Here is a 14,189-nt window from a genome sequence, read left to right as displayed (position 1 = left end):
GGCCCTTCGGTGCGTCGTCGTCAGACGTTAAACCTGAACTCCACCACGTCGCCGTCGGCCATCACGTACTCCTTGCCCTCCATGCGGGCCTTGCCGGCCGCGCGGGCGTCGGCCACGGAGCCGGCCGCGATCAGGTCCTCGAAGGAGATGACCTCGGCCTTGATGAAGCCCTTCTGGAAGTCGGTGTGGATGACACCGGCCGCCTCGGGGGCCGTGGCGCCCTTCTTGATCGTCCAGGCGCGGGTCTCCTTGGGACCGGCGGTGAGGTAGGTCTGCAGGCCCAGGGTGTCGAAGCCGACGCGGCCCAGGGTGGCGAGGCCGGGCTCGTCCTGGCCCATGGACTGCAGCAGCTCCAGCGCCTCCTCGTCGTCCAGCTCGATGAGCTCGGACTCGATCTTGGCGTTGAGGAAGATGGCCTCGGCCGGGGCGACCAGCGCGCGCTGCTCGTTCTTGAAGTCCTCGTCGACCAGCTCGTCCTCGTCCACGTTGAAGACGTAGAGGAAGGGCTTGGTGGTGAGCAGGTGCAGCTCGTGCAGCAGGTCACCGCGCTCGGTGCCCTTGGTGATGCCCGCGGAGAACAGGGTCTGGCCCGACTCCAGGATCCCCTTCGCCTCCTCGACGGCGGCGAGGACGGCGACCTTCTCCTTCTGGAGGCGCGACTCCTTGGTCAGGCGCGGAACGGCCTTCTCGACCGACTGCAGGTCGGCCAGGATCAGCTCGGTGTTGATCGTCTCGATGTCGTCCTTGGGCGAGACCTTGCCGTCGACGTGGACGACGTTCTCGTCCTTGAAGGCGCGGATGACCTGGCAGATGGCGTCGGACTCACGGATGTTCGCGAGGAACTTGTTGCCCAGGCCCTCGCCCTCGGAGGCGCCGCGGACGATGCCCGCGATGTCGACGAAGTCGACCGTGGCGGGGAGGATCTTCTGCGAGCCGAAGATCTCGGCCAGCTTCTGCAGCCGGGCGTCGGGGACGCCGACCACGCCCACGTTGGGCTCGATGGTGGCGAACGGGTAGTTGGCCGCCAGCACGTCGTTCTTGGTCAGGGCGTTGAACAGGGTCGACTTGCCGACATTGGGCAGACCGACGATTCCGATCGTGAGCGACACGTGGCGACTTCCCGTAGGTTCCAAAGGGTCCGCGGCCCACTGCCGGGCCGGTCATCCAGTCTACGGGTCCACTCGTCCGGCGGGCCCGTACGGACTATCAGTCGAACGTACGGCCAAGGTGGCTCAAACCGCGTGTCCAACGCCGGATTCCTCCCGCTTGTCGACCTAGTTTGGTCGGGTGGAGCAACCCAGCACGCGCACGCCCCAGGGCAAGGCCCGCCGTGTCCCTCCCGTGCCGCGCCCCGCGGCCCCCGTGGGGCAGGGGCCGGCCGCCGCCGTCCGCCGGCCCCGCAGCGGGGCGTCCACCCAGCAGCTGCGGGCCCTGGGGCGGCTGCCGGCGCCGCGCCTGACCGGCCTCGGCAGCGGTGTGCTCACCACCGCGTGGATGCTCGGCGTCGGCTGGCTGGACTCCCTGGCGGGCGGCTCCTACGCCGTCTACGGGCTCTTCTTCCTGCTGGCGGGCACCGTGTGCGCGCTGTGGGTGCGGCCGGCCGACCTGATCACCGCGCCCGTCACCGCCCCCATCGCCTTCGCCGTGGGCGCCGTGCCCCTGGCCGGCGGGGGCGACGGGGCGGGCGCCAAGGTCATGGGCCTGGTCACGCTGCTGTCGCTGAACGCGGGCTGGCTCTACGCGGGCACCCTGCTGACCGCCCTGATCGCGCTGGCGCGCAGGATCGTGCTGATCAGGCGGCGGAGACGGGCACGGCTGCGCCGGTCGCAGCGGCAGCAGCCATCGCGGCCCCCACGATCCCGGCGTTGTTCTCCAGCTCCGCAGGCACGATCTCGGCGCTGACGCCCTCGATCAGCGGCAGGAACTTGGCCGCCTTGCGGCTCACGCCGCCGCCGATGACGAACAGCTCGGGCGAGAACAGCATCTCCACGTGGGCCAGGTAGCGCTCCACGCGCCGGGCCCAGTGGTTCCACTTCAGGCCCTCCTCCTCCTTGGCCCGGGTCGAGGCGCGGGTCTCCGCGTCGTGGCCCTGCAGCTCCAGGTGGCCCAGCTCGGTGTTGGCGACGAGCTTGCCGTCGGTGAAGACGGCGCTGCCGATGCCCGTGCCGAAGGTGAGCACGATGACGGTGCCGCGCCGCCCGCGGCCCGCCCCGAAGTGCATCTCGGCCAGGCCCGCGGCGTCGGCGTCGTTCAGCACGGTCACCGGTGCGCCGAGCCGCTCGCCGAGCAGCCCCGCCGCGTCCTGGCCGATCCAGCCCTTGTCGACGTTGGCGGCCGTGCGCGTCCTGCCACCGACGACCACGCCGGGGAACGTGGCCCCGACCGGCCCGGCGGGCGTGCCGAAGTGCTCCATGACCTGCCGGACGCCGTCCGCGACGGCGTCCGGGGTCGCCGGGTGCGGAGTGAGCACCTTGAAGCGCTCCTGGGTGAGCTCGCCCCGCAGCACGTCGACCGGAGCGCCCTTGATGCCCGATCCGCCGATGTCCACGCCGAATACGTTCATGGCCACCACGCTACGGCGTGGCGGCCATGAATGCAGGGTCCCTGCGCGGTCCGGGGGACCTCAGGCCTGCTCGCCCCCGGCCAGCCCGGCCGCCTCCGAGCGCAGGTCGCGGCGGAGCTCCTTCGGCAGGGAGAAGGTGATGCTCTCCTGGGCTGCGGTGATCGTCTCGACGTCGCCGTAGCCGCGCTCGGCCAGCCAGTCCAGGACGCCCTCGACGAGGATCTCCGGAACGGAGGCGCCCGAGGTCACGCCGACCGTGGTGACGCCTTCCAGCCACGCCTCGTCGATCTCGTCGGCGTAGTCCACCAGGTGGGCGTCCTTGGCGCCGGCGCCCAGGGCGACCTCGACCAGGCGGACGGAGTTGGAGGAGTTCTTCGAGCCGACGACGATCACCAGGTCGGCGTCGGCGCCCATCTGCTTGACCGCGATCTGCCGGTTCTGCGTGGCGTAGCAGATGTCGTCCGACGGCGGGGAGAGCAGGTTGGGGAACTTCTGCTGCAGCGCACCGACGGTCTCCATGGTCTCGTCGACCGAGAGCGTGGTCTGGGAGAGCCAGACGACCTTGTCCGGGTCGCGGACCTCGACGTTCGCCACGTCGCCGGGGCCGTCGACCAGGGTGATGTGGTCGGGCGCCTCGCCGCTGGTGCCGATGACCTCCTCGTGGCCCTCGTGTCCGATGAGGAGGATGTCGTAGTCGTCCTTGGCGAAGCGGACGGCTTCCTTGTGGACCTTGGTGACCAGCGGGCAGGTGGCGTCGATCGTGGCGAGCTTGCCGCGCCGGGCCTCCTCGTGGACGACCGGGGCGACGCCGTGCGCGGAGAAGATGACGATGTTGCCCTCGGGCACCTCCTCCGTCTCGTCGACGAAGATCGCGCCCTTCTTCTCCAGGGTCTTCACCACGTACTTGTTGTGGACGATCTCATGACGCACGTAGACGGGGGCGCCGTACTGCTCCAGGGCCTTCTCGACGGCGATCACGGCGCGGTCCACACCCGCGCAGTAGCCACGGGGGGCGGCGAGGAGGACCTTGCGGGCGGTGGGTGCAGTCATGCCGTCCATCGTAAGGGCCCGCGGCGGTCGACCGGCGGCGGGCGGCAGGGTGGGGCACGATGACGGAAGCCGCGATTCCGTCCGCTCTAGGGGCAGCCCATGACCGCACCCGTGACCGCACCCCCCGGCGGCACCGACGGAAAGCTTCACCGCACCCTCACCTTCCGGGACCTGATCGTCTACGGGATGCTGTTCATCGCCCCCATGGCGCCGGTGGGCATCTTCGGCACGCTGGACGCGAAGTCGCGCGGGGCGGTGGCGCTCGTCTACGTCGTCGCGACCGTGGCGATGGCCTTCACCGCCTTCTCGTACGCGCAGATGGTGCGCGTCGCCCCGCAGGCCGGCTCGGTCTACACGTACGCGCGCGTGGGGCTCGGCGAGGGCCCGGGGTTCATCGCCGGCTGGATGGCGCTGCTGGACTACCTGCTGATCCCCGCGGTGGCCTACCTCTTCTCGGGGATCGCCTTGCACGCGCTGGTGCCGTCGGTGTCGCAGTGGGTGTGGACGGCCGTCGCGGTGGCGGTGACGACCGCCCTGAACCTGGCGGGCGTGCGGACGGCCGCCGTCGTCGGCTTCCTGGTGCTCGCCATGGAGATCGCCGTCCTGCTGGTCTTCGTCGCGTGCGCGGTGTTCGCCCTCGCGGAGCACGGGGCCCGGCGCGGCTGGCTGTCGCCGCTGACCGGGGAGGGGGACTTCGCCATGGGCGCGGTGGTCGCCGCGGTGTCCGTGGCGGTGCTGTCGTACCTGGGCTTCGATGCGATCGCGGCGTTCGCGGAGGAGGCCGCAGGGGGCTCGGAGCGCGTCGCCCGGGCGGTGATGACGTGCCTGGCGGTGGCGGGCGTGCTGTTCATCGTCCAGACGTACCTGGCGGCGCTGCTCGCCCCGATGTCGGCGGCGGAGCTGGCGGCGGACCCGGCCGCGCAGGGATCGGCGTTCTACGACACGGTGGACTCGGCGACGGGCACGTGGCTGCACGACCTGGTGGCGGTCAGCAAGGCCGTCGGGGCGGCGTTCGCGGCACTGGCGGGGCAGGCCGCGGCGGGGCGGCTGCTGTTCGCGATGGCGCGGGACAGGAGGCTGCCGGGCCTGCTGTCGAAGGTGGACCCGGCCTCGGGCGTGCCCCGGATCGCGGTGCTGGGCGCGGCGGTGGTCAACCTGGTGGCGGCGGTGTGGGCGGCGCGGCGCGACGACGGCCTGGACCGCCTGGTCTCGGTGGTGGACGTGGGTGCGCTGGTGGCCTTCGCGCTGCTGCACCTGTCGGTGATCGGCTGGTTCGCGGTCCGCAGGCGGGGTCGCGAGCTGCGGCCCGTACGGCACGTGGTGGTGCCCCTGCTGGGGCTGGCCGTGGTGATCGCGGTGATCGCCGAGGCGTCGGCCACGGCGCAGGTCGTGGGCGGGTTGTGGCTGGTGGCGGGGCTGGGGGTGCTGGGAGCGGAGGTGTTCCGCAAGGGCCCGGCGTAGGACGGTACTGCGCGGTGCGGCACCGACGGGCCCGTCCGTGTCAGCTCCCCCCACTACGCTCACTGCATGGCCCTCAACACGTCCCCCGACGCCCCGATCCCGGTGGGGCAGGTGTCCCGGCTCATCGGCGGCTGGATCGACCGTCTCGGCGCGGTGTGGGTCGAGGGGCAGATCACCCAGCTCTCCCGCCGCCCGGGTGCCGGCGTCGTCTTCCTGACGCTGCGCGACCCGGCGCACGACATCTCGCTGTCCGTCACCTGCTACCGCGCGGTCTTCGACCGGGTCGCCGACATCGTCTCGGAGGGCGCGCGCGTCGTCGTGCACGCCAAGCCCGAGTGGTACGCCCCGCGCGGTCAGCTCTCGCTGCGGGCGGCGGAGATCCGGCCGGTGGGCGTCGGTGAGCTGCTGGCGCGGCTGGAGCAGCTGAAGAAGTCGCTGGCGGCGGAGGGGCTGTTCGCCGCGGAGCGCAAGCGGCCGCTGCCGTTCCTGCCGCAGCTGATCGGCCTGGTCTGCGGCCGTGCCTCGGCCGCCGAGCGGGACGTCCTGGAGAACGCCCGGCACCGCTGGCCCGCCGTCCGCTTCGAGATCCGCAACGTGCCCGTCCAGGGCGTGCACGCGGTGCCGCGCGTCATCGAGGCCGTCGAGGAGCTCGACAAGGCCTCGGGGGTGGATGTGATCATCGTGGCGCGCGGCGGCGGCAGCGTCGAGGACCTGCTGCCGTTCTCCGACGAGCGCCTGGTGCGGACCGTGGCCGCCTGCCGTACGCCGGTGGTCTCCGCGATCGGCCACGAGCCCGACTCCCCCCTGCTGGACCTGGTCGCGGACCTGCGCGCGTCCACGCCGACGGACGCGGCGAAGCGCGTGGTGCCCGACGTCGGCGAGGAGCTGGTCCGGGTCCGGCAGCTGCGCGAGCGCGCCCTGCGCTGCGTCACCGCGCACCTGGACCGCGAGGAGCGCGGCCTGGCGTCGGTGCGGGCCCGCCCGTGTATGCAGCATCCGCAGCGCATGGTGGAGGAGCGCGAGGACCGGATCGATGCGCTGACCGCCCGTGCGCGCCGCACGCTCGGCCACCTGCTGGACCGCGCGGACTCGGAGCTGTCGCACACGCACGCGCGCGTGGTCGCGCTGTCCCCGGCGGCGACGCTGCGCCGGGGCTATGCCGTGCTGCAGCACGCGGACGGCTCGGTGGTGCGGGATGCCGCGGAGGTGACGGCGGAGGAGGAGCTGCGGGCCCGGGTCGCGGAGGGCGAGTTCACCGTGCGGCCCGTTGCGGGGTCCGCTGTCGTACCCCCCGCATAGGCTGGTGGCCATGGCGACGACAACGGATGCGCTGGGGTACGAGCAGGCTCGCGACGAGCTGATCGAGGTCGTGCGCCGCCTGGAGGCGGGCGGCACGACGCTGGAGGAGTCGCTGGCCCTGTGGGAGCGCGGCGAGGAGCTGTCGAAGGTGTGCCGGCGCTGGCTGGAGGGCGCGCGGGCGCGGCTGGACGCGGCGCTGGCCTCCGAGGAGGAGGCCGGGGCGGCGGAGGGTGCGGCAGAGGGTGCCGCGGAGGACGCCGGCCTTTAGTTGAAGTTTCATCTACTTGTCGTACAGTGGATCCCGTAAGCCCTCCCCCCGGGATCTTCCGTACGCAAGAAGGTGCACTCCCCATGTCCCTCGCCCTCGACGCCGCCGCCCAGGACCTGCTCTTCCGCCAGGCGCACACCGCCAACACCTTCTCCGGCGAGCCGGTGACCGACGAGCAGATCCAGGCCGTCTACGACCTGGTCAAGTACGCCCCGACGGCGTTCAACCAGTCGCCCCTGCGCATCGTGCTGATCCGCTCCGAGGAGGCCCGCGAGCGCCTCGCGCCCCTCATGGCCGAGGGCAACCGCGAGAAGACCCGCAACGCCCCGCTCGTCGCGATCCTCGCCACGGACAACGAGTTCCACGAGGAGCTGCCGGAGCTGTTCCCGCACTTCCCGCAGGCCAAGGACGTCTTCTTCACCGAGCGCCCGGTCCGCGAGCGGTCCGCCGCGCTCAACGGCTCGCTGCAGGCCGGCTACTTCATCCTCGGCATCCGCGCGGCGGGCCTGGCCGCCGGCCCGATGACGGGCTTCGACTTCGCGGGCGTCCAGAAGGAGTTCCTGGACGGCGACCACACCCCGCTGATGATCGTCAACATCGGCAAGCCGGGCGAGGGCGCCTCGTACCCCCGCTCGCCGCGCCTGCCCTACGAGCAGGTCGTCACGACGGTCTGAGCCGTCCGGACAGCATGAAACCGCGGGGACGGTCTTGGACCGTCCCCGCAGCGGCGCCGGCCGTCGCGCTCTCTCAGCCCTTCGCGGACTTGAGCGCGGCGGCCATTTCCGCGAGCCGCTCCGCGGACGCGGTGCCGGTGACCACCGTGGTCACCCCGCGCTCCTCGCGCACGAGCGCGTTGTACTTCTCGCCCTCGTAGCGCCGCCACGTGGCATCGCCCACGCGCTGCGTCTTGTCCGTCTTCACAGCGCGCTGACTCGCACCGTCGATGAAGGCACCCGCCGGGCCGTCGCTCTGCTCGACCGCCACGTACTGCGTGTCCGGGTCGAGGAAGCCCAGGTGCCAGACCGAGCCCTCCTTGCCGCCCGACCCGCCCGCCCGGTACGAGACGGAGGTGGCGCGCCAGTCCTTGCCCAGCCCGGCCGGGGCCGCGACGGGGTACGGCGCCGCGCGCCGCGCCGTGTCGAGCTCGACGCGGTAGTCGACGGTGGGAACCGCGTTCCCGGCCTTGCTCTCGTCGTGCGGGATGAACACGTAGCTGACAAAAGCGACGGGAATAATCACCGCCATCGCGAGCACCATGTTGCGTACGGTCTGCGCCTTGGGATTCCTACCTGCCACACCCCCATCGTCCCCTATGACCTGGGAGATCTTGACGGCGGCCCCGGGGGCGCGCCGGAGCCCGGTCCGCGACCCGTCCGGGAGACCTTGACGCCGCTCATGCGTGGGGCCCTCTGCTCACTCTCGCAGTAAACAGATAAAGTCATCAGCACCCTCACCTTCTGCCCCTTTCGGGGGAGAGGGGTCCCACGGCCGTCGCCGTACAGAAAGGTGCGTTCCGATGACCGAGCATCATCTGCCGTCCCCGCTCGAGGTCAGCCCCGAGGCTCCCGACCGCAACCTCGCCCTGGAGCTCGTCCGGGTCACCGAGGCCGGTGCCATGGCATCGGGCCGCTGGGTCGGCCGGGGTGACAAGAACGGCGCGGACGGCGCCGCGGTCAAGGCCATGCGCGCCCTGATCGGCACCGTGTCCATGAACGGTGTCGTCGTCATCGGCGAGGGGGAGAAGGACAACGCCCCCATGCTCTACAACGGCGAGCGCGTGGGCGACGGCACCGGCGCCGAGTGCGACGTGGCCGTCGACCCGGTGGACGGCACGACCCTCACCGCCAAGGGCATGGCCAACGCCGTCTCCGTGATGGCCGTCGCCGACCGCGGCACCATGTTCGACCCGTCCGCGGTGTTCTACATGGACAAGCTGGTCACCGGCCCGGAGGCCGCCGACTTCGTCGACATCGACGCCCCCGTCGCCGTCAACATCCGCCGGATCGCCAAGGCCAAGCAGTCCTCCCCCGAGGACGTCACGGTCGTCGTCCTGGACCGCCCCCGCCACGACGGGCTCGTCAAGGAGATCCGCGAGGCCGGCGCCCGGATCAAGTTCATCTCCGACGGCGACGTGGCCGGCGCCATCATGGCCGCCCGCGAGGGCACCGGCGTGGACCTGCTGCTGGGCATCGGCGGCACGCCGGAGGGCATCATCGCGGCCTGCGCGATGAAGTGCCTCGGCGGCACCATCCAGGCCAAGCTGTGGCCCAAGGACGCCGAGGAGCGGCAGCGCGCCCTCGACGCGGGCCACGACCTCGACCGCGTCCTGCACACGAACGACCTGGTCAGCGGCGACAACGTGTTCTTCGTGGCCACCGGCATCACCGACGGGGAGCTGCTGCGCGGCGTCCGCTACCGCGCGGAGACGGCGACCACGCAGTCGCTGGTCATGCGCTCCAAGTCGGGCACGATCCGGCAGATCGACTCCACGCACCGGCTGTCGAAGCTGCGCGCGTACAGCACGGTGGACTTCGAGCGCCCCAGCTGAGCACCCTGCGCCCCGGAAGGCGCGCTTGTCCTCGCATGCCGGACGGGCTGAGATACGGCTGACCCAGCCGCACTCAAGCCCGTCCGGCATGCGAGGAACGGCTCGGTCGGCCCGTCCGCCGGGTCGGGGACGAAGGGGACGAAAGGGCGCCCGGGAAGGACCCGGGCCTCCCGTGCGTCAGCCCGCAGCCGCGATCCGCGTCGTGCGCGCCAGCTCGGCCTCGCGCCGCCGCCGGCGCGCCAGCACCACCCGGCGCTCGGCGGCGGTGAGACCGCCCCACACCCCGTAGGGCTCCGGCTGCAGCAAGGCGTGCTCGCGGCACTCGACCATCACCGGGCAACGGGCGCAGACGCGCTTGGCGGCCTCTTCGCGCGACAGACGGGCAGCCGTCGGTTCCTTGGATGGTGCGAAGAAGAGCCCGGCTTCATCCCGGCGGCACACCGCCTCCGAATGCCAGGGGCCGGCCTGATCCCGCGCGGACGGAATCCGCGGGGACGGTACGGCGGCTTCCTGCAGGGGCTGATGCGGTAGCAGCACGGTCTACTCCTGACGACGGCTTTTGCTTGGCCGGTTGAGTCACCCTTGCCCGCCTCCACTGCGCACGGCCATTCGCACCGGCAGCCGTACGAGAGACGATGCACCAAGCTTTACCCGCTGTGCGCGTGCTTATTCACACCGTTGCCATGAGCGGAACGCGGTAACCCGCAGTAAGTTCACGGTGGTAGGGCGCGCGGCCCTCCATCAGCGGCCCGCGCGAAGGTTCTTGAGCCGCTTGCCCCGCTTCGGTTCGGCGTCCACGCCGCCGAAGACCGCGAAGCCGGTGACGGAGACGACCGGCGCGTCGGGGTCGGGCGCTTCCACGGTCCTGACGTCGAAACCGCCGAATATGCCGGTGCCCGTGGAGCGCAGGGTGACGTTCTCCGGGACCGTGATGTCGACGCTGCCGAAGAACGAGGTGGCATTGATGACGATCTCCCGCTGCTCGAAGAACGCCTCGGTCAGATCGATCTCCACGGCACCGAACAGTGCGAACGCGTTCGTCCGCCGGCTCACCCGCCAGCGCCCCTTGCGGCTCGCGGCGCCGAAGACGGCGACGAGGTTCTCGGCGAGGCCCGCGCCGGCGGTGTGCGCCGGGGCCGCGTGCGGGCGTGCGGGGGCCTGCGGCCGGGCGCGGCCGTCCACCGGCAGGTCGCGGACCAGCGGTTCCAGCTCGCCCAGGGTCCTGGCCCGGTAGACGGCACCGATCCGCTCGGCGTGCTCCTCCGCGGTGATCCGGCCGTCGCCCAGGGCGTCGCGCAGGACGTCGGCGGTGCGGTCGCGGTCGGCGTCGGAGGCGCGCAGCCCGGGCTCCGGCACGGCCGGCCGGTTCTGCCGGGGGCTCTTCTCGAACATGGGTGACGATGGCTCTTCCACGGCAAGCAGGGTAGCCACAACGCGATAGATCGCGATAGAGGGCGGGGTCTTCCCGGGGATTCCCGCTGGTCGGAGCGGGTGAGCCTTACCTCACAAGACCACTCCCCCGCGCGCGCCCTAGGCTGGTACGCGCTGTCGAGGACGCCAGCCACCACTGCCTGCCGAGTGAGGAATCCGCCGCAATGCCTGCCTCTGAGTTCGCCTATACGGACCTCCTGCCCCTGGGCGAGGACAACACTCCGTACCGCCTGGTCACCTCCGAGGGCGTGTCGACCTTCGAGGCCGACGGCCGCACCTTCCTCAAGGTCGAGCCGGAGGCGCTGCGCAAGCTGGCCGCCGAGGCGATGCACGACATCTCGCACTACCTGCGCCCGGCCCACCTCGCGCAGCTGCGGAAGATCCTCGACGACCCCGAGGCCTCCCCGAACGACCGCTTCGTCGCCCTGGACCTGCTGAAGAACGCCAACATCGCGGCCGCCGGCGTGCTCCCGATGTGCCAGGACACCGGCACGGCGATCGTCATGGGCAAGCGCGGCCAGAACGTGCTGACCGAGGGTGGCGACGAGAAGGCCCTCTCGCACGGCATCTTCGACGCCTACACGAAGCTCAACCTGCGCTATTCGCAGATGGCCCCGCTGACCATGTGGGACGAGAAGAACACCGGCTCCAACCTGCCCGCGCAGATCGAGCTGTACGCGACCGACGGCGGCGCCTACAAGTTCCTCTTCATGGCCAAGGGCGGCGGCTCGGCCAACAAGTCCTTCCTCTTCCAGGAGACGAAGGCCGTGCTCAACGAGGCGAGCATGATGAAGTTCCTGGAGGAGAAGATCCGCTCGCTCGGCACGGCCGCCTGCCCGCCGTACCACCTGGCGATCGTCGTCGGCGGCACCTCCGCCGAGTACGCGCTCAAGACCGCCAAGTACGCCTCCGCGCACTACCTCGACGAGCTGCCGGAGGAGGGCTCCCCGCTCGGTCACGGCTTCCGCGACAAGGAGCTGGAGGAGAAGGTCTTCGAGCTCACGCAGAAGATCGGCATCGGCGCCCAGTTCGGCGGCAAGTACTTCTGCCACGACGTGCGCGTGGTCCGCCTCCCGCGCCACGGCGCGTCCTGCCCGGTGGCCATCGCCGTCTCCTGCTCCGCCGACCGCCAGGCGCTCGCGAAGATCACGCCCGAGGGCGTCTTCCTGGAGCAGCTGGAGACCGACCCGGCGCGCTTCCTCCCGGAGACCACGGATGAGCATCTGGAGTCGGAGGGCGACGTCGTCCGCATCGACCTCAACCGGCCCATGGACGAGATCCTCGCCGAGCTGACCAAGTACCCCGTCAAGACCCGCCTCTCGCTGACCGGACCGCTCGTCGTGGCCCGCGACATCGCACATGCGAAGATCAAGGAGCGGCTGGACGCGGGCGAGGAGATGCCCCAGTACCTCAAGGACCACCCGGTCTACTACGCCGGCCCGGCCAAGACCCCCGAGGGCTACGCCTCCGGCTCCTTCGGCCCGACGACGGCCGGCCGCATGGACTCCTACGTCGAGCAGTTCCAGGCCGCGGGCGGCTCCAAGGTGATGCTCGCCAAGGGCAACCGCAGCAAGCAGGTCACCGACGCGTGCGGCAGCCACGGCGGCTTCTACCTCGGCTCGATCGGCGGCCCGGCCGCGCGGCTGGCCCAGGACTGCATCAAGAAGGTCGAGGTCGTCGAGTACGAGGAGCTCGGCATGGAGGCCGTCTGGAAGATCGAGGTCGAGGACTTCCCGGCGTTCATCGTCGTGGACGACAAGGGCAACGACTTCTTCGTGGACCCGGCGCCGGCGCCGACGTTCACGTCGATTCCGGTCCGGAAGTAGCTTCCGGTGCCTCGATCGCCGGACGAGCTGAGAGAACCCAGCCCGTCCGGCGTTTGAGGACCGGGCGTTCGGGGGCGGAGCCCCTGAAGGAAACGGTGAAAGGGCGGGTCAGGGGCTACACGAACTGCTGTGACCTCGACCCGTCACACTGCTGCAGCCGCACCGGATCCTTCGCCACCCCCAGCGTCAGGCACAACCCACTGGCCGCCGCGGGCCGCACCGTGGACCCGCTCCGCACAAATTGCTGATTGCCGCCCCCGTGGCAGTTCCACAGCACCACGGCCGTCCCGGCCGCGTACTTCCCCCCGGGAACGTCCACGCACCGGTCGTGCGAGAGCGCCGTCCGCAGCGCCTTGGTGCCCGCGTCGTACGCCCACTCCTGGTTGCGGCTGCCCGTGCAGTCCCAGCCGCCGACCGCGGTGCCGTTACGGCTGCTCGCCCCGTAGGCGTCGACGCACGTGCCTGTGGCCTCGTTCTTCAGCGGCCGGAAGGCGTCGTCCCACGCGCCCTCGTACAGCACGGGCTTCCCCGTGCTCGCCGGGTCGGCGCAGGCGCCCTCGCGGTAGCCGGCCCGGTAGATCCCGCTCAGGCAGGACGCGAACGCGCCGTGGCCCCGGGCGTTGGGGTGGAAGGACTGCCGCACGGAGTTCGCGTCGGGCGGGAAGGGGTTGGACAGGTCGACGTAGAGGCCGCGCGCCCAGGTGTCCTCCATGCACACCTCGTGGCCGTGGAAGAGGCGCGAGTTGTCGAGGTAGGCCGCGCCCGTGTCGCGCGCGGCCTTGCGCATGCCGCGTTCGAAGGCCGGCACGGCGGAGTTGCGGCCCCAGGCGGCGTCGGAGGTGTGGCCGACGCAGCCGCCGGGGAGCTTGCCGGGGAAGGAGGGGTTGTCCTCGAAGTCGGGGCCGATGGGGCTCGGGTAGCCCATGAGGACGAGCTTGTAGTCGCCGTCGGCGTATCCGGCGTCCTTCATCACGGTGCGCAGGTCCCGCACGGTCTGCTCGACCTTGGGGACGAGTCCGTCGACGCGGGCCTGCCAGCCGGGGGCGTACTTGGGCTCGCAGGTGCCCTGGAGGGTCAGGTAGCGGGTGACGCAGTCGGTCATGACGGGACCGAACTGCAGGTCGTCGTTGGCGCCGGCGACGAGCAGGACCATCTTCACCCGGGTGTTGCGGGCCTTGACGGCGAGGCTGTCGCTCTGGACGAGCTCGTCGGCGTACTGCTTGCTGCCGCCGATGCGGATGTTGGCGGTGGAGGCACCGGAGCAGGCGACGTTGTAGGTGACGTCGGCGGGGATCGAGGTGCGGTGGATGGCGGCGTCGGGCGAGCGGTGGCACCAGTTGGCGGGGCCGTTGGTGCCCGGTTCGTAGGTGCCGACGCCTTCGCCGGAGATCTCGCTGTCGCCGAGCGAGAGGAGCGAGGTCTTGCGCTGCTCCAGGGGGCGCTGGGCGGCGTCCCCGTAGAGCTTGACCGCTTCGGCGGCGCGGATCTTCTCCAGTTCGGGCGACAGGGGCGTCGCGGCGGCGGGTGCGGGCGGCGCGGTGGCCGCGAGGGCGGTCGGTCCGGTGACAGCGAGGCCGCCGAGCGCCGCGGCGAACGCGGCGACGGCGGCGAGTGAACAGCGCAGGGTGGGTCTGCGTGTCATGGTGCCTCCCCGATTTCAGTTGTTACCCGCGGTATTTACTAGGCGGTAGTGCTTTTTGGGAACACCGTGAACCGGACAAACGCTTGGTGTGTCAGGAGGTA

At 71.3% G+C, this 14,189-nt stretch carries 14 protein-coding genes; 7 read left to right on the top strand and 7 right to left on the bottom strand.

Annotated elements, in window-relative coordinates:
* Positions 1-20 precede the first annotated feature (20 nt).
* Positions 21-1,109 carry a redox-regulated ATPase YchF gene (gene ychF / locus FGW37_RS20905; protein WP_179082450.1) on the bottom strand — a complete coding sequence of 363 codons (1,089 nt, stop codon included), beginning with the start codon at positions 1,107-1,109 and terminating at the stop codon, positions 21-23.
* Between the two features lie 178 nt (positions 1,110-1,287).
* On the opposite strand from ychF, the gene FGW37_RS20900 reads away from it, so the two are divergent.
* The gene (locus FGW37_RS20900) at positions 1,288-1,902 is read left to right on the top strand and encodes a DUF6542 domain-containing protein (protein WP_179082449.1); all 615 of its coding nucleotides are present in this window, start codon (positions 1,288-1,290) and stop codon (positions 1,900-1,902) included.
* Here the strand turns inward: FGW37_RS20900 and ppgK are convergent.
* Both ppgK and FGW37_RS20890 read right to left on the bottom strand, forming a co-directional pair.
* Positions 1,793-2,563 carry a polyphosphate--glucose phosphotransferase gene (ppgK, locus tag FGW37_RS20895; protein WP_179082448.1) on the bottom strand — a complete coding sequence of 257 codons (771 nt, stop codon included), beginning with the start codon at positions 2,561-2,563 and terminating at the stop codon, positions 1,793-1,795. The two genes, FGW37_RS20900 and ppgK, sit on opposite strands and share 110 nt — an antisense overlap.
* A 60-nt stretch (positions 2,564-2,623) precedes the next feature.
* A complete protein-coding gene (locus FGW37_RS20890) occupies positions 2,624-3,622 on the bottom strand; it encodes a 4-hydroxy-3-methylbut-2-enyl diphosphate reductase (protein ID WP_425506563.1) in 999 nt (332 codons plus the stop codon).
* 90 nt (positions 3,623-3,712) lie between these two features.
* On the opposite strand from FGW37_RS20890, the gene FGW37_RS20885 reads away from it, so the two are divergent.
* The 4 genes from FGW37_RS20885 (at position 3,713) to FGW37_RS20870 (ending at position 7,315) form a co-directional block, all read left to right on the top strand.
* Positions 3,713-5,074 (top strand): APC family permease, encoded by a 1,362-nt coding sequence (locus tag FGW37_RS20885; RefSeq protein ID WP_179082446.1) that lies wholly within the window; start codon positions 3,713-3,715, stop codon positions 5,072-5,074.
* Positions 5,075-5,140: 66 nt separating this feature from the next.
* On the top strand, positions 5,141-6,373 hold the full coding sequence (gene xseA / locus FGW37_RS20880) for an exodeoxyribonuclease VII large subunit (RefSeq protein ID WP_179082445.1): 1,233 nt from the start codon (positions 5,141-5,143) through the stop codon (positions 6,371-6,373).
* A 10-nt stretch (positions 6,374-6,383) separates the two neighbouring features.
* Complete coding sequence (locus FGW37_RS20875) at positions 6,384-6,641, top strand: exodeoxyribonuclease VII small subunit (protein ID WP_179082444.1); 258 nt, start codon at positions 6,384-6,386, stop codon at positions 6,639-6,641.
* An 83-nt stretch (positions 6,642-6,724) separates the two neighbouring features.
* The gene (locus FGW37_RS20870) at positions 6,725-7,315 is read left to right on the top strand and encodes a malonic semialdehyde reductase (RefSeq protein WP_179082443.1); all 591 of its coding nucleotides are present in this window, start codon (positions 6,725-6,727) and stop codon (positions 7,313-7,315) included.
* 73 nt (positions 7,316-7,388) lie between these two features.
* On the opposite strand, the gene FGW37_RS20865 is transcribed toward FGW37_RS20870, so the two are convergent.
* On the bottom strand, positions 7,389-7,937 hold the full coding sequence (locus tag FGW37_RS20865) for a DUF4245 domain-containing protein (RefSeq protein WP_246430479.1): 549 nt from the start codon (positions 7,935-7,937) through the stop codon (positions 7,389-7,391).
* Between the two features lie 220 nt (positions 7,938-8,157).
* Here FGW37_RS20865 and glpX point away from each other — a divergent pair, with 220 nt between their 5' ends.
* A complete protein-coding gene (glpX, locus tag FGW37_RS20860) occupies positions 8,158-9,189 on the top strand; it encodes a class II fructose-bisphosphatase (protein ID WP_179082442.1) in 1,032 nt (343 codons plus the stop codon).
* Positions 9,190-9,366: 177 nt separating this feature from the next.
* Here glpX and FGW37_RS20855 read toward each other — a convergent pair whose 3' ends face one another.
* Both FGW37_RS20855 and FGW37_RS20850 read right to left on the bottom strand, forming a co-directional pair.
* The gene (locus FGW37_RS20855) at positions 9,367-9,726 is read right to left on the bottom strand and encodes a WhiB family transcriptional regulator (RefSeq protein ID WP_179082441.1); all 360 of its coding nucleotides are present in this window, start codon (positions 9,724-9,726) and stop codon (positions 9,367-9,369) included.
* Positions 9,727-9,930: 204 nt separating this feature from the next.
* On the bottom strand, positions 9,931-10,581 hold the full coding sequence (locus tag FGW37_RS20850; RefSeq protein WP_179084822.1) for a DUF1707 SHOCT-like domain-containing protein: 651 nt from the start codon (positions 10,579-10,581) through the stop codon (positions 9,931-9,933).
* Between the two features lie 203 nt (positions 10,582-10,784).
* Between FGW37_RS20850 and FGW37_RS20845 the strand changes: the two genes are divergently transcribed.
* On the top strand, positions 10,785-12,446 hold the full coding sequence (locus FGW37_RS20845; RefSeq protein ID WP_179082440.1) for a fumarate hydratase: 1,662 nt from the start codon (positions 10,785-10,787) through the stop codon (positions 12,444-12,446).
* A 115-nt stretch (positions 12,447-12,561) separates the two neighbouring features.
* Here FGW37_RS20845 and FGW37_RS20840 read toward each other — a convergent pair whose 3' ends face one another.
* On the bottom strand, positions 12,562-14,088 hold the full coding sequence (locus FGW37_RS20840) for a ricin-type beta-trefoil lectin domain protein (RefSeq protein WP_179082439.1): 1,527 nt from the start codon (positions 14,086-14,088) through the stop codon (positions 12,562-12,564).
* Positions 14,089-14,189: the final 101 nt, after the last annotated feature.

The sequence above is a fragment of the Streptomyces rectiverticillatus genome, assembly GCF_013394065.1.
Classification (GTDB): domain Bacteria; phylum Actinomycetota; class Actinomycetes; order Streptomycetales; family Streptomycetaceae; genus Streptomyces; species Streptomyces rectiverticillatus.
This window is presented reverse-complemented; position numbering and strand designations above follow the sequence as displayed.

What these genes read in the sequence shown, in the direction of transcription:
- xseA (WP_179082445.1), top strand. Translation starts at nt 5,141, where the DNA reads ATGGCCCTCAACACGTCCCCCGACGCCCCGATCCCGGTGGGGCAGGTG.
- glpX (WP_179082442.1), top strand. Translation starts at nt 8,158, where the DNA reads ATGACCGAGCATCATCTGCCGTCCCCGCTCGAGGTCAGCCCCGAGGCT.
- FGW37_RS20870 (WP_179082443.1), top strand. Translation starts at nt 6,725, where the DNA reads ATGTCCCTCGCCCTCGACGCCGCCGCCCAGGACCTGCTCTTCCGCCAG.
- FGW37_RS20850 (WP_179084822.1), bottom strand. Translation starts at nt 10,581, where the DNA reads ATGTTCGAGAAGAGCCCCCGGCAGAACCGGCCGGCCGTGCCGGAGCCC.
- ppgK (WP_179082448.1), bottom strand. Translation starts at nt 2,563, where the DNA reads ATGAACGTATTCGGCGTGGACATCGGCGGATCGGGCATCAAGGGCGCT.
- FGW37_RS20875 (WP_179082444.1), top strand. Translation starts at nt 6,384, where the DNA reads ATGGCGACGACAACGGATGCGCTGGGGTACGAGCAGGCTCGCGACGAG.
- FGW37_RS20840 (WP_179082439.1), bottom strand. Translation starts at nt 14,088, where the DNA reads ATGACACGCAGACCCACCCTGCGCTGTTCACTCGCCGCCGTCGCCGCG.
- FGW37_RS20890 (WP_425506563.1), bottom strand. Translation starts at nt 3,622, where the DNA reads ATGGACGGCATGACTGCACCCACCGCCCGCAAGGTCCTCCTCGCCGCC.
- FGW37_RS20845 (WP_179082440.1), top strand. Translation starts at nt 10,785, where the DNA reads ATGCCTGCCTCTGAGTTCGCCTATACGGACCTCCTGCCCCTGGGCGAG.
- FGW37_RS20885 (WP_179082446.1), top strand. Translation starts at nt 3,713, where the DNA reads ATGACCGCACCCGTGACCGCACCCCCCGGCGGCACCGACGGAAAGCTT.